Origin of the sequence: Afipia sp. GAS231, from assembly GCF_900103365.1 — a bacterium.
Taxonomy (GTDB): Bacteria; Pseudomonadota; Alphaproteobacteria; order Rhizobiales; family Xanthobacteraceae; genus Bradyrhizobium.
The window spans coordinates 2,013,193-2,027,034 of sequence record NZ_LT629703.1; the positions used below are offsets into that span (position 1 = coordinate 2,013,193).

11 protein-coding genes are annotated in these 13,842 nt (G+C 64.2%); 6 read left to right on the forward strand and 5 right to left on the reverse strand.

What is annotated here, in order from left to right; genetic code table 11:
- Window position 1: 1 nt before the first annotated feature.
- Both BLS26_RS09620 and BLS26_RS09625 read right to left on the reverse strand, forming a co-directional pair.
- On the reverse strand, window positions 2-427 hold the full coding sequence (locus BLS26_RS09620; RefSeq protein WP_092510473.1) for a YeeE/YedE family protein: 426 nt from the start codon (window positions 425-427) through the stop codon (window positions 2-4).
- Between the two features lie 67 nt (window positions 428-494).
- A complete protein-coding gene (locus BLS26_RS09625) occupies window positions 495-2,777 on the reverse strand; it encodes a fused MFS/spermidine synthase (RefSeq protein ID WP_092510475.1) in 2,283 nt (760 codons plus the stop codon).
- 249 nt (window positions 2,778-3,026) lie between these two features.
- Between BLS26_RS09625 and BLS26_RS09630 the strand changes: the two genes are divergently transcribed.
- A complete protein-coding gene (locus BLS26_RS09630) occupies window positions 3,027-4,628 on the forward strand; it encodes an NAD(P)/FAD-dependent oxidoreductase (protein WP_092510477.1) in 1,602 nt (533 codons plus the stop codon).
- A 248-nt stretch (window positions 4,629-4,876) separates the two neighbouring features.
- On the opposite strand, the gene BLS26_RS09635 is transcribed toward BLS26_RS09630, so the two are convergent.
- Window positions 4,877-5,041, reverse strand: coding sequence for a Flp family type IVb pilin (locus BLS26_RS09635; RefSeq protein ID WP_092510479.1), 165 nt, complete (start codon window positions 5,039-5,041; stop codon window positions 4,877-4,879).
- A 210-nt stretch (window positions 5,042-5,251) separates the two neighbouring features.
- Here BLS26_RS09635 and BLS26_RS09640 point away from each other — a divergent pair, with 210 nt between their 5' ends.
- Together BLS26_RS09640 and BLS26_RS09645 are read left to right on the forward strand one after the other, a co-directional pair.
- On the forward strand, window positions 5,252-6,145 hold the full coding sequence (locus BLS26_RS09640; protein WP_092510481.1) for a 50S ribosomal protein L11 methyltransferase: 894 nt from the start codon (window positions 5,252-5,254) through the stop codon (window positions 6,143-6,145).
- Window positions 6,146-6,209: 64 nt separating this feature from the next.
- Window positions 6,210-6,671: a hypothetical protein gene (locus BLS26_RS09645; RefSeq protein ID WP_244541899.1), complete on the forward strand. Its 462-nt coding sequence runs from the start codon at window positions 6,210-6,212 to the stop codon at window positions 6,669-6,671.
- Between the two features lie 154 nt (window positions 6,672-6,825).
- On the opposite strand, the gene BLS26_RS09650 is transcribed toward BLS26_RS09645, so the two are convergent.
- Window positions 6,826-7,029: a hypothetical protein gene (locus tag BLS26_RS09650; RefSeq protein ID WP_092510485.1), complete on the reverse strand. Its 204-nt coding sequence runs from the start codon at window positions 7,027-7,029 to the stop codon at window positions 6,826-6,828.
- 188 nt (window positions 7,030-7,217) lie between these two features.
- Between BLS26_RS09650 and BLS26_RS09655 the strand changes: the two genes are divergently transcribed.
- Window positions 7,218-9,053, forward strand: coding sequence for an aminopeptidase P family protein (locus BLS26_RS09655; protein ID WP_092510487.1), 1,836 nt, complete (start codon window positions 7,218-7,220; stop codon window positions 9,051-9,053).
- A gap of 239 nt (window positions 9,054-9,292) precedes the next feature.
- On the forward strand, window positions 9,293-10,576 hold the full coding sequence (locus tag BLS26_RS09660) for a multidrug effflux MFS transporter (protein ID WP_092510489.1): 1,284 nt from the start codon (window positions 9,293-9,295) through the stop codon (window positions 10,574-10,576).
- A 332-nt stretch (window positions 10,577-10,908) separates the two neighbouring features.
- On the opposite strand, the gene BLS26_RS09665 is transcribed toward BLS26_RS09660, so the two are convergent.
- Window positions 10,909-11,844: an IS110 family transposase gene (locus BLS26_RS09665; protein ID WP_244541633.1), complete on the reverse strand. Its 936-nt coding sequence runs from the start codon at window positions 11,842-11,844 to the stop codon at window positions 10,909-10,911.
- A 722-nt stretch (window positions 11,845-12,566) separates the two neighbouring features.
- On the opposite strand from BLS26_RS09665, the gene BLS26_RS09675 reads away from it, so the two are divergent.
- Window positions 12,567-13,529: an IS110 family transposase gene (locus tag BLS26_RS09675; protein WP_092509475.1), complete on the forward strand. Its 963-nt coding sequence runs from the start codon at window positions 12,567-12,569 to the stop codon at window positions 13,527-13,529.
- Window positions 13,530-13,842 lie beyond the last annotated feature (313 nt).

The following is a 13,842-nucleotide window of genomic DNA, read 5'->3' on the forward strand; positions in this document are numbered from 1 at the left end:
CTCAACCTCCCAGAACATGATGCGTGATGGCTACCGTGATCACGGCCGTCGTCATGAAGACGATCGTGGCCGTAATCGAGCGCATCGACAGCCGCCCGATGCCGCAAATGCCGTGACCCGAGGTGCAACCTCCGCCGAGCCGGGTGCCGAAGCCGACCAGCAGTCCGGCGGCTGTTATGATCACCCAGTTCGCCGGCAGTTTGGGCGGTGCCATCCCGTGGCCGATCGCGCCGGCGATGATCGGTGCCAGAATGAGCCCCGCAACAAAGGCGATGCGCCAGCCTTTGTCCTCGCCGCGCCAATCGAGCAGGCCGCCGAAAATTCCGCTGATGCCGGCAATGCGGCCGGTCAGCAACATCAGCAGCACGGCGGAAAGACCGATCAGCACGCCGCCGATCGCGGCCGATAGGGGAGTGAAATTGGCCATGGCAGGTTTCCATTGCTTTGGCGGACGCGCGAAATCATAGGCGCGCTCCGCACAATGGCAATGCCGTTCACTGCTCCCCGTCGCGCAACCGCCGCCAGACCGCACCGAGTACGTTGGAATAGTCGTCGGTCCAAACCCGTTGGTTTTCGTCCGCCTCGGTCTCGGCCCACACATCCGACGACGCCAGCTTGCCGACGTCGGCCTCTTCCCGCGCCGACACCACGACCGAGGTCGAGAAGATGTATTCATTGTCGCGGCCGGAATCCTCGCTGTAGACCCAGCTCTTCATCTCGTTGGCATCGGCGATGCCGACAATGACGCTGGCGAGTTCGAGATGCCGGTTGGAGACGTGCATCACCACCGCGCCCTGCGGCGCCAGCTTCTGCTTGTAGATTTCCATCGCCTCTTCGGTCGCCAGATGGATCGGGATCGCATCCGACGAATAGGCGTCGACGATGATCAGGTCGTAGATGCCGTCGGGCTCCCGCGCGAAGGTCAGCCGGGCATCGCCGATCACGGGCTTCAGGTTCGGCTCGCAATTCTGGATATAGGTGAAGTATTTCGGATCGCGCGCGGTATCGACCATCGACTGGTCGATCTCGAAGAACTTCCAGTCCTCGCCGGGTTCCGACGCGCAGGTCAGCGTGCCCGATCCGAGCCCGATCACCGCCACCCGAAGCGGCGCACCCTTACGCTCGCGCACCGCCGTGATCGCCTGACCGATGCCGCCGTCCTTGTGGTAATAGGTGATTGCCTCGGGCCGGCCGGTGACGGGGGTGCCGTCGTCGTTCTTGAATTTTTCGGCGCCGTGGATCGTCGTGCCGTGCATCAGCACGTGATACTGCCCGTTCGGCGTCACCACGATCTTGTGGACACCGAAGAAGCTGCGCACGGTTTCGACCCGCCCGTCATCGGAGGGATAGGCCCGCAGCAGCAGCAGCGCGACCGCCACGGTGGCAAAAATCTTCCAGCGATTGGCGTTGAGGCCCAGCGCCAGCAGTGCCGAGAGTACGCCGACTGCGCCGATCACCCACACCCGGTGGTCGTCGAGCCAGTTGAACATTTTGCCGGTGGAGTATGACGGCGCGATCAATGCCACTGCGAGCACGGCAAGGAACGGCCAGTACCAGCCGGCCCAGCGCGGCAGGCGCTCCTTCTCCGACGGACGGCACAACGCCGCCATGGTCAGCAGGATCGGATATTCGGCGACCCAGGAGAACGTAAACGGCGCGATCAGGCCGGCAAACAATCCGCCGACCATGCCGCCGAACGACAGCGCGACATAGAAGCCGGTGAGGTATTTCGCCGCCGGCCGGGTTCGCGCCAGTTCGCCATGACAGGCCATCGCGATGACGAAGAAGCAGAGCTGATGCCCACCCAGTGTCAGCAGCAGATTCTGCTCGCCGCCCACCGCCAGCAGGATTACCACGCCCGCGATCGCCAGCGGCTGCGCCAGCAGCATCCACTTGTGCGGCAGCAGCGGCCGCGACTGGAACACCAAGACCCAGGTCAACAGATAGAGCGACAGCGGCAACACCCATAGCAGGGGCGCAGCGGCGACGTCGGTCGAGATATGCGCGGTTACGGCGATCAGGAGGCCCGAGGGAACCGCAGCCAGGAAGATCCAGCGCGCGCGCACCATCCAGGACGGCGCCGGCGCGTCGGCATCGTCATCAGGCATGTTCAGCGCGGCGGCATTGGCCGGCGAGCGCAGCAGCAGGATGCCGCACGCCGCGATCAGGACGATCAAGAGGCCATAGCCGCCGGTCCAGATCAGGTTTTGCGTACGCAGCGTGAACATCGGCTCCAGCAGCACCGGATAGGACAGCAGTGCCAGAAAGCTGCCGATGTTCGAGGACGCGTAGAGGAAATAGGGATCGGGGCCGTTGGGATGGCCGGTGCGAACGAACCAGGCCTGCAGCAGCGGGTTGTTGGCGGCGAGCGCGAAGAACGGCAGCCCGATCGAGACCGCAAACAGACCGAGCAGCCAGAACGCATAGCCCGAGGTGGGCGGCTCGCCCCACCCTCCTGCGATCGACAGCGGCAACGTCAGAATCGCGACCGCGAGCAGCACCAGATGAATTGCCACCGGGATCGCGCGATTCTTGATCTGCATCAGGAAATGCGCATAGGCGTAGCCGCCGAGCAGCAGCGACTGGAAGAACACCATCGCCACCGACCATACCGCCGGCGAACCGCCGAGCCGCGGCAGCACCATTTTGGTGAACAGCGGTTGCACCGAGAACAGCAGCAGCGCACTGACGAAGATCGCGGCAGTATAGACCACCAGAATCAGCCGGTTTCGCGCGGCGGACGACTGGTCCGTGACGACGGATGGCTCAGAAATCATGAAAGCTCCGGCTTGAACCCGGCGGGCGCCGGCGGCGGGAATTCTTGGCAGGGTTGTGCCAGAGACGTTGAGTGGAGCATATGGCAACTTGCCGAGCAATGCGGGATAAGAGACCTTGTTACGGGCGACGCGAAGCTCGAACCTCAGATGCGCAATTGCGCATCGGGGAACCTCGAGATTCCGGGTCTGGTCCTACGGACCATCCCGGAATGACGGGACCCGTACTAATCAAACCTTCTTGAAGCGAACATGAACGAAGCGGACGTCGTCATCATCGGTGCGGGGCATAACGGCCTCACTTGCGCGGCCTATCTCGCAATGGCCGGGCTGCGCGTGAAGGTGGTCGAGCGCCGCAAGGCGGTCGGCGGCGCGGCCGTCACCGAGGAATTCCACCCCGGCTTCCGCAACTCCGTGGCGGCCTATACCGTCAGCCTGCTCAACCCGCAGATATCAGCCGACCTGAAACTGGCCGATCACGGCCTGCGGATCGTCGAACGCCGCGCCCAGAATTTCCTGCCCGCGCCCGACGGCAGCTATTTGCTGACCGGCGAAGGCCGCACCCGGGAGTCCGTGGCCAAACTCAGCCCGCGCGACGCCGACCGTATCGAGACCTTCTCGCATGAACTCGAAGTCATCGCCGACGTGCTGCGACAATTCGTGCTGCGGGCGCCGCCGAACATCGTCGACGGCCTTGGCGTCGGCGCCATTCGTGAAGCGTTCAACGCGCTCGGCACCGCCGGCATTCTGCGAACGCTGCCACTGGAAGCCCAGCGCAACCTGCTCGATCTGTTCACCTGCTCGGCCGGCGAGATGCTCGACGATCGCTTTGAGAGCGATCTGGTCAAGGCGCTGTTCGGCTTCGACGCCATCGTCGGCAACTATGCCAGCCCCTATGCCGCAGGCTCCGCCTACGTGATGCTGCATCATGCGTTCGGCGAGGTGAACGGCAAGAAAGGCGTCTGGGGCCACGCCATCGGCGGCATGGGTGCGATCACGCAGGCGATGGCACGGGCCGCGCGCGGCCATGGCGCCGAGATCGAGACCGACGCCGGCGTGCGCGAAGTGATCGTCGAGCGCGGCCGCGCGGCCGGCGTCGTGCTCGACAACGGCACGACCATCCGCGCCAAATATGTGGCGTCGGGCGTCAATCCGAAATTGCTGTACACGCGGCTGATCCCGTCGGGCGCGCTGACGCCGGAATTTCTCGAGCGCATCGGCCGCTGGCGCAACGGCTCCGGCACGTTCCGCATGAATGTCGCGCTCGGCGCGCTGCCGTCGTTCACGGCTCTGCCCGGCAATGGCGATCATCTCACCGCCGGCATCATCCTCGCGCCCAGTCTCCCCTACATGGATCGCGCCTGGCAGGATGCCCGCGCACATGGCTGGAGCCGCGAGCCCGTGGTCGAGGTGCTGATCCCCTCGACCCTCGACGACTCGCTCGCGCCCGAAGGCCAGCATGTCGCGAGCCTGTTCTGCCAGCACGTCGCGCCGGAATTGCCGGATGGCAAATCATGGGACGACCACCGCGAGGAGGTCGCCGATCTCATGGTCTCGACCGTGGACAGCTACGCGCCGGGCTTTGCGGCGAGCGTAATCGGGCATCAGATCCTGTCGCCCCTCGATCTGGAGCGGCAGTTCGGCCTGCTCGGCGGCGATATTTTTCACGGCGCGCTGACGCTCAATCAGTTGTTCTCGGCGCGGCCGATGCTGGGCCATGCGGATTACCGCGGACCGCTGAAGGGCCTCTACCATTGCGGCTCCGGCGCCCATCCCGGCGGCGGCGTCACCGGCGCCCCCGGCCACAACGCCGCACGCGTGATTTTAGGGGATCACCGGGCGCTGTTTGGATGAGGCTAGACGAGAGGCCCGCAGACCTGCCGATTCGCGACTGTGGATGATCCCGTGGATGGATTGTGGATAAGTAGTCGATGACGCCGTGGACAAAGCGGTGGCAGGGGCGGGAAAGCCGGCGCGATAGCCTGGGGAGGCTTCCTGTATAAGCCTGTGAATAACCGCTGTATGAAATGCCGACAGGCTGTCAACAAGAGACCGGGCGCAATGTGCCCGGTCTCCGGAGTGTCGCGAAATGGTGCGTGCGTTTACTTCAGCGAGGTGCTGATGTTGACAAAGGTGGTGCTCAACGAGCTGCCAACGCCGTTGACGGCGGTAATGATGGCGACGGCGATGCCCGCTGCGATCAGGCCATACTCAATGGCCGTGGCGCCGGATTCGTTCTTGAGGAATGACAAAATGAGCGACTTCATGGCTGGTTCCGACCTCGGTTTTTGTGCCTCGGCGCAGAGGGTTCCCTCTGTTCCATCCGTGAAATTACGGCGGAAAATCTAAGGTTGCCATAACGTCGACCATATAACTTTTCGGGATATTACGACATGAAATTTGCTCAAATTTGAGGCAAGCAGCTTGCCCGGGTTCCACCCGGTTCCATCCAGGTTCCCCTTTTTGTCGGTTTTCCAATGACTTCCACTACCCCTGCCACCCATCGCGCCGGCTTCGCGATCGGGGACGAAGCCGCCGCCAAACGGGTCGTCGACGTCCTGACTGAAACTTTTTTTGAAGGCCAGGCCGCGATCGCCGCGTTCGAGCGGCCGGACGGCCTTTGGGACGTCACAGCCTATTTTGCCGATCCGCCCGACCGGGTTTTGGTGCGCGAACTCGTCGCCAACGCCGCCGGTGCCGAGGCCGCGGGCAGCATCGCTTTCGACACCGTCGAGGCCAAGGACTGGGTCAAGGCGACCCTGGAGGATCTGGTCCCGGTCCCCGCCGGCCGCTTCGTCGTCCACGGCCAGCACGACCGCGACCGCATCCCGTCCAACAAGCTCGGCATCGAGATCGAGGCGGCGCTGGCATTCGGCACCGGCCATCACGGCACCACGCGCGGCTGCCTGCTGCTGCTCGACCATGCGCTGAAGGCGTGGCGTCCGCGTCGCGTACTCGACCTCGGCACCGGCACCGGCGTGCTGGCGATTGCCGCGGCCAAGGCGCTGCACGAGAACATTCTGGCAAGCGACATCGATCCGCTGTCGGTCGCGGTCGCGCGCGAGAATGCGCGGGCGAACCAGACCGGCCATCTCGTCGAGATGATCCACGCCACCGGATTCGCCGCACCCGAATTCGCGCAACGCGGTCCGTTCGACCTGGTGCTGGCGAACATCCTCGCCAATCCGCTGCGGCAACTGGCAACGCCGATGGCGCGGCATCTGGCGCCATCGGCGCTGGTGATCCTGTCGGGCCTGCTGACGCATCAGGCAGCCGGCGTCATCGCCGCCTATCGCGACCGCGGGCTGGTACCCGTCCGCCACCTGCGCATCGACGGCTGGAGCAGCCTGCTGCTGCGTCATGTCAAATGAGCTCGCTTATCAAATGACCATTCCTGGCAGGCAATGCGGCGACTGTACGCTGTGCTGCAAGGTCATGGCGATCGAGCAGCTTGCCAAGCCGGTGGGCGCCTGGTGCCCGCAGTGCAAGCCGGGCCGCGGCTGCCAGATCTACCCGGACCGGCCGGACGAGTGCCGCAGCTTCAACTGCCTGTGGCTGGTCAATGACCACCTCGACGAGCGCTGGCGGCCGAGCAAATCCAAACTGGTGCTGACGACGTCGGACGACGGCATCGAGGTCCGCTGCGACCCTGGATTCCCCGATGCCTGGCGCAAGGCGCCCTTTCATCACGAGATCCGGGAATGGGCCGTGTCCGGTGAAATGCACGACGTGACGGTGGTTGTCGTCATCGGTCAGAGAATGATCCTGGTGACGCCGGATCGGGAATTCGACCTCGGTGTCGTCGGTCCGGAGCAGCGGATCGTGCGAGAACTCGAGGGGACGCGTGTCGTCGGCGCGACCGTGGTGAACGAATCCGATCTGGAACGCCGCGCCTGAACGGGGGAGCCTAGAGCCTTCGGCTCTAGATCTTTTAGTTTGACGCGTTTTCTTGACGCGAACCGGTTTCCACTTCGCTGGAAAACGCTCTGAACGAAACGGGTCCGGCCATGAGCCGAACCCGCACGTTCGCTGATGATGGAATGACCTGGCGCTAATCGGGAGGTCGGTGGGGATTGCGGGCGAGCACGCTTTTATCCTCGCGCTGGCCACGCTTGACGCGCGCCTCGACGAACCGGTCCAGCATCTGGACAATGACCCCACGCTGCTTCTTGTTCTTAATCGGCGGAATCGGAGCGCGCGAAATCTGAGTAAGTCCTGCCGGCGGCGAAATCTTCTCAAACGTGAAAGCAGGCATCGTGTATCCCCTCTTCGTTGAGTTGAGACACTCCTGGAGCCTCCCTGTACCCTAGACGAGCGGCTTGCACCGCAACCCGTTCCGTCCGGTCTAACGCGGACAGCAAAATTCAAGCATAGATTATGCCAAATCGCGTTGACCTGGATCGGATTGCGGACCGCTCCCCCCACCCCTAGAGTGACCTTCCCATGTTCGAAGCCCATTTCCAGACATTCGAGGAGCCCGAAGGCGGTGTGGCGCTGAGCGCCCGGCTGGCCGCCTTCCGCGAGGAGCTGGCGCGCCGCAAGCTCACCGGATTCGTGATTCCCCGCGCCGATCAGCAGCAAAATGAATATGTCGCCCCCTCCGAGGAGCGGCTGGCCTGGCTGACCGGCTTCACCGGTTCGGCCGGCCTTGCAATCGTCCTGACCCACGAGGCGGCGGTGTTCGTCGATGGCCGCTACACGTTGCAGGCCGCCAAACAGGTCGACCGCAAGGCCTGGCATATCGAGCCGCTGGTCGATCCGCCGCCGGAACACTGGCTGGCGCGGCACCTTGTGGCCGGCGACCGCCTCGGTTTTGACCCCTGGCTGCACACTTCTGCGGCAGCCGAACGCCTCGCCGCCGCCTGCACCAAGGCCGGCGCGGAGCTGATCGCGGTGCAGTCCAACCCGCTCGACCACGTATGGACCGAGCGCCCGGAACCACCGCTCGGCCCGGTAGCGATCCACGGCACGCAGTTTTCCGGCGAGATCGAGTCCGAGAAGCTGAAGCGGATCCGGCTTGAGATCGCCAAGCTCGGCGTCGATGCGCTGGTGCTGTCGGACAGCCACGCGGTGGCCTGGACCTTCAACATCCGCGGCGCCGACGTCTCGCATACGCCGCTGCCGCTGTCCTACGCACTGGTGCCGAAGGACGGCCGCCCCGCCATCTTCATCGATCATCGCAAGCTGTCGAACCGGTCGCGTGATCATCTCGAGCAGTCCGCCGATGTCTTGGAGCCCGAGGCGCTGACGCCGGCACTGACGGAACTCGCCAAACACGGCGCGGCGATCGCGCTCGACAACGCCACCGCAGCCGATGCGCTGAGCCGCCTGATCGCGGCCGCCGGCGGCAAGCCGGTGCGCGGCAACGATCCGGTCGCATTGCTTAAGGCGGTGAAGAATCTCACCGAGATCGAGGGCACTCGCACCGCGCACCAGCGCGACGCGGTGGCGCTGACGCGGTTTCTCGCCTGGATCGACCGCGAGGCGCCGTCGGGCGCGCTGACCGAGATCGACACCGTCGAGGCGCTGGAAACCTTTCGCCGCCGGACCGGCGCGCTGAAGGATGTTTCCTTCCCCACCATCGCCGGCACGGGGCCGAACGGCGCCATCGTGCATTACCGCGTCACCCGCAAGACCAACCGCCGGATCGTCTCCGGTGATCTGCTGCTGATCGATTCCGGCGCGCAATATGAAGACGGCACCACCGACGTCACCCGTACCATCGCGGTCGGCGAACCCACCGACGAGATGCGCGACCGCTTTACCCGCGTGCTGCGCGGCCACATCGCGATCGCGCGCGCGATCTTCCCCGACGGCACCACCGGCGCCCAGCTCGACAGTTTCGCGCGGCAATATCTCTGGCAGTCCGGCCTCGATTTCGAACACGGCACCGGCCACGGCGTCGGCAGCTATCTCTCGGTGCACGAAGGCCCGGCGCGGATTTCGAAGCTCGGCACCACGCCGCTGAAGCGCGGCATGATCCTGTCGAACGAGCCCGGCTACTACAAGACCGACGCCTACGGCATCCGGATCGAGAATCTGGAACTCGTGGTCGGCGCCGACGTCATCGGCGCCGAGAAGCCGGTCAACGCCTTCGAGACGCTGACCCTGGCGCCGATCGACCGCCGCCTGATCGACGTCGCGATGCTGAGCCCGACGGAACTGAAGTGGCTCAACGACTACCACACCCGCGTCAACCGCGAGGTGCGGCCGCATCTCGACGACACCGCCACGAAACTGTGGCTGGACGAGGCGACGGCGGCGATGTTGGTTTTGTAGGCCACTGTCGTCCCCCGCGAAGGCGGGGGACCCAGTACGCCGCGGCTTATCGATTTTAATCACTGCCGCCTCTGGGATACTGGATCATCCGCCTTCGCGGATGATGACAGGCGAACTTGTTGCGCAGGGCGAAACATCGCGCCTCGCCTCCCCAAATCAGCATACCCGCATGCCGAAACGGCCGTATTCGCCCACGGCGATAACGCTACAGTTCTATCCACACAGAGGATGAGACCTGAATGCATGGCGTGATGGGCCAGCCGCCTGACGTGACGACGGAAGCAGGCCGCCTCGCGAACTCCAGGACCATGTTGTTTCTGCTCGTCCTGATGACGGGCGTGGCGCCGATCTCGCTGTACATGCTGGTGCCGGCGCTGCCGGTGCTGGCGACCACGTTCGGCCGCGACATCTCGGTCGCGCAGATGACGGTGTCGCTCTACATGGTCGGCATCGCCTGCTCGCAGATCATCATGGGGCCGTTGTCGGACCGGTTCGGCCGCCGCCCGGTGCTGCTCGGCGGCATCGGCCTGATGGTCGCGGCCAGCGCGGCCGGCATCTTCGCCGAGACGCTGCCGCAACTGATCGCCGCGCGGTTCCTGCAGGCGCTCGGCGGCGCCTCCGGCATGGTGGTGAGTCGGGCCATCATCCGTGACCTCTACAGCCGCGACCGCATCTCTTCCATGATCAGCCTCGTCATCGCGGTCATGATGATCGCGCAGATGCTGTCGCCGCTGACCGGCGGCCTCCTGGAGATCACCTTCGGCTGGCGCGCGATCTTCTACCTGATCACCGCAGCGTCGCTGGCGATCACGATCATGATCGCGGTCTTGCTGCCGGAAACCCGCCGCGACCGGGTCGAGGGCTCCAGCTTTCGCGGCGACGTCGGCAGCCTCTTCAGGAGCCGCGCCTTCATCGGCTATGTGCTGTGTCAGGTGCTGGCCTCGCAGATGATCTTCGCCTTTGCCGGCGGCGGGCCCTACATCGTGGTGACGCAGATGGGCCGCAGCAGCGCCGAATATGGCGCCTGGTTTGCGACGACGGGCTTTGCCTATCTGGTCGGCAATCTCTTCTGTGTGCGCTTCGCGCCGCGCCACTCGCTGGAACGGCTGATCTGGTTCGGACTGGCGCTGCAGCTCGGCGGCAGCGCGCTCAACGTCATCTGGAGTTTGGCCGGCATCAATCAGGCGCCGTCGATTCTGTTCGGCACCCAGATGATCGTGATGGTCGCCAACGCCTTCGTGATGGCGAATTCCGCGGCCGGCGCCATCAGCGTCCGCCCCGAGGCCGCCGGCACCGCCTCCGGTGCCATGGGATTCCTGCAACAGGGCATAGGCGCGCTTGTCTCGCAATTCGGCGCCTATCTCGGCGGCCACTCCACCACCACGCTGCCGCTGACGGCGGCGATCTTCGTGATCTCGCTCGCCTGCGCCGCGACCATGATCTTCATCGTGCCGCGACGAACCGTGATCGTCAGCGAGGCGTTGATCGAGCAAGCGGAGGAGGAAGAATCGGGGATGATGTAGGGGCATCGTCATTGCGAGTCTTCGTAGGGTGGGTTAGCGAAGCGTAACCCACCAACTTTTTTCGCGGACACTCGGTGGGTTACGGCTTCGCCTAACCCACCCTACAAACGCACCTTCGCCTTCTCGCGACATGATTTGCCCGAGCTATGCAATCAGCCTTGCCCTCAAAATCAGAGCAACTGTGCTGGTAGACCGGCGATCGGCCGGGGCTCAAGACTGGCGCTGCCGCGCCCCCGCCTTCGGCGGCTGACGGCCTTGACCCCGTCCGCTCACCGGTCTTTGAGGTCGACCATGCGCTCGGTCGCAGACCGAGCGCGAGAGGATGCACTCGCTCAACTCAGCGCGTAACGGCTGGGGTCCCATTTCTGCCGTCGCGCGATCAGCGTGTTGCAGATGACGATCAGCTTGCGCATGCAGGCAATGAGCGCGACTTTCGGCTTCTTGCCCTTGGCGATCAGGCGTCGATAGAAGGCCTTGAGCGCCGGGTTGTTCTGCGTGACGGCCCCGAGACAGGGCATGTAGATCGCAGTGCGAATCCAGCGGCGGCCACCCTTGATATGACGCTCGCCGCGCCGTTGGCCACTATCGTCATCGTAAGGAGCCGCACCCAATAATGCGGCGGCGACCTCGTTGCTAACCTGCCCAAGCTCCGGCATGCCCGCGACGAGGTTCGCGGCGCTCGTCGCGGCGAAGCCAGGCACGCTCGCGATGATCTCGGCACGCTCGGCAAGGTGTGGCGTGGCCTTGATCTTGGCCGCAATGGCAGCCTCTAGCCCAGCAATTTCGCGGGCCAGGTCCTTCAAGATGCGGGCATGGGCTTTCTGAACCAATCCTGGTGCAGCATGCTCATTCTGGCTCTGCAAGCGGGTCTTCAACTCAACCAGTGCGATACGCGCCTTCACCAGCGCCAGCATCTCCTCATGCGCGGCATCGTAGCTCTGCTCCGGTGCCTCGTTGAATGTCTCGGCGAACCAAGCGATCATCTCCGCGTCGATCGCATCGTTCTTGGCCAGGCGTCCGGCCGATCGGGCGAAGCTGCGCACCCGCTTGGGGTCGACAATCCGCACCGCGATGCCGGCCTGACGCAGTACCTTGGCCCAGTCCCGCTCATAGCCGCCACTGGCCTCCATGACGGCCTTGTTCACCTTGTGCTTGCGCAGCCAGGCAACCAACCGGCGATGCCCCTGCGCGCTGCTCGGGTACGGTTGCCGCAGTGCCAGCACGCGAATGCATGCATCAATCTTGTCCTTGGCGACATCGATGCCCACGACGATGAGACCGTTTTGTGCCATCATCCACTCCCTTCCTTGCTCGTGCGGGCTCGAAGCCCATGCAACTGTTCGGGTTGAGGAAGACACCGGAGCTGTCCCTCGCTCTGATACAGGCTCTGTCGCCTTAGGGCGTTGCGGGCTCAGTTCCAGCGAACGGGCGGTTGGTAGGCAACCGCCCGTTCGCACATTCTGGCAGATCTCGCGGACACAAGGGCGCAGGGAAGACCGGATGCGCGCTGCACCCGCGGTCTCATGTGCGATGTTGCACAAGAATATGCTGCACATGAGCATACAGGTTCAGCGGAGAGCCTCCGGCCTTCCCTGCGCAATGGCTTTACGGCTTATACGTAATCGTCCTGGTGACCGGCTTTCTTGCCACCATCGTCGGCATCGGCTTTCGCTTCCGCCAACTTGACGCCAGCACCGGGGCGTCGGACCCAAACGATTTCGCCGTACGCTGCAGCCCGTTCGTCTCGCGTGCTGCCGCGTCCACCGCTCCCTGCCCCTCGTTTGCGACGATGGCCAACGCCCCTTGTGTCCAAAAAATTTGGCAGAATGAGCGAACGGGCGGTTGCGGACCAACCGCCCGTTGCTGGAACTGAGCCCGTACGCCCCAAAGGCGACAGAGCCTGTACCAGAGCGAGGGACAGCTCCGGCGTCTTCCTCAACCCGAACAGTTGCAAGGGCTTCGAGCCCGTACCGAGCAAGGAAGGGAGTGGATGATGGCACAAGATGATCGCATTGTCGTGGGCATCGATGTGGCAAAGGACAAGGTGGATGCGTGCATTCGCTCGCTGTCATTGCGTCAGGTCTGTCCGAACACGGGACAAGGCCACCGCAAGCTGGTGGCCTGGCTTCGCAAGTACAAGGCAACCAGGGCTGTGATGGAGGCGAGCGGCGGTTACGAGCGTGACTGGGCCAAGCTACTGCGCCAGGCCGGTGTCGAGGTGCGGATCGTCGACCCCAAACGCGTCCGCAGCTTCGCGCTATCGGCCGGCCGGCTGGCAAAGAACGATGTGATCGACGCGGAGATGATCGCCTGGTTCGCCGAGATATTTACCGAGGCGCCGAGCCAGACCCACGATGCCGCACGCGAGGAGTTGCTGGCGCTGGTGAAAGCGCGCATCGGTCTGGGTGATCTCAAGACGCGCTTGCAAAGCCAAAACGAGCATGCTGCACCAGGACTGGTTCAGAAAACGCATGCCCGCGTCTTGAAGAATCTGGTCAGTGAAATTGCCAAGCTCGAGGCGGCAATTGCGGCCAAGATCAAGGCCTCGCCACACCTTGCCGAGCGTGCCGAGATCATCGAGAGCGTGCCGGGCCTCGCCGAAACGACCTCCGCCAACCTCATTGCGGGGATGCCGGAGCTTGGGCAGGTGAGCAACAAGATCGCCGGTGCGTTATTAGGCGCCGCCCCGTACGACGACGATAGCGGCCATCGGCGCGGTGAGCGTCATATCAAGGGTGGCCGCCGCTGGGTCCGCAACGCCATCTACATGCCCTGCCTCGGCGCAGCCACGCAGAACAACCCGGTGCTCAAGGCCTTCTACGACCGCCTGATTGCCAAGGGAAAGAAGCCGAAAGTGGTGCTTGTCGCCTGCATGCGCAAGCTCATCGTCATCCTCAACATCATGATCGCACGACGGCAGAAATGGGATCCCAGCCGTTACGCACTGAACTGAGCGAGCGCACCTCACCGCGCTCGGTCATCGACCGAGCGCATGCCAAGCCAACAGACCGGAGAGCGGACGGGGTCAAGGCCGTAAGCCGCCGAAGGCGGGGCGCGCCCCGCGCCAGCCTTGAGGCCCGGCCGATCGCCGGTTTACTTCAGCACAGTTGCTCTGGTGGGACAGGATGGCGGGAGTTAAACGTCTGATTTGCCCGACGGCGCCAGCGAAATATTTTTGCAGCCTTGGATTGACCCATATCTTGGGGTGATTTGCCCGTCGGGCAATCATCTGGCGGTAGTCCACAATATCCGCCGGGTTTGCCGCG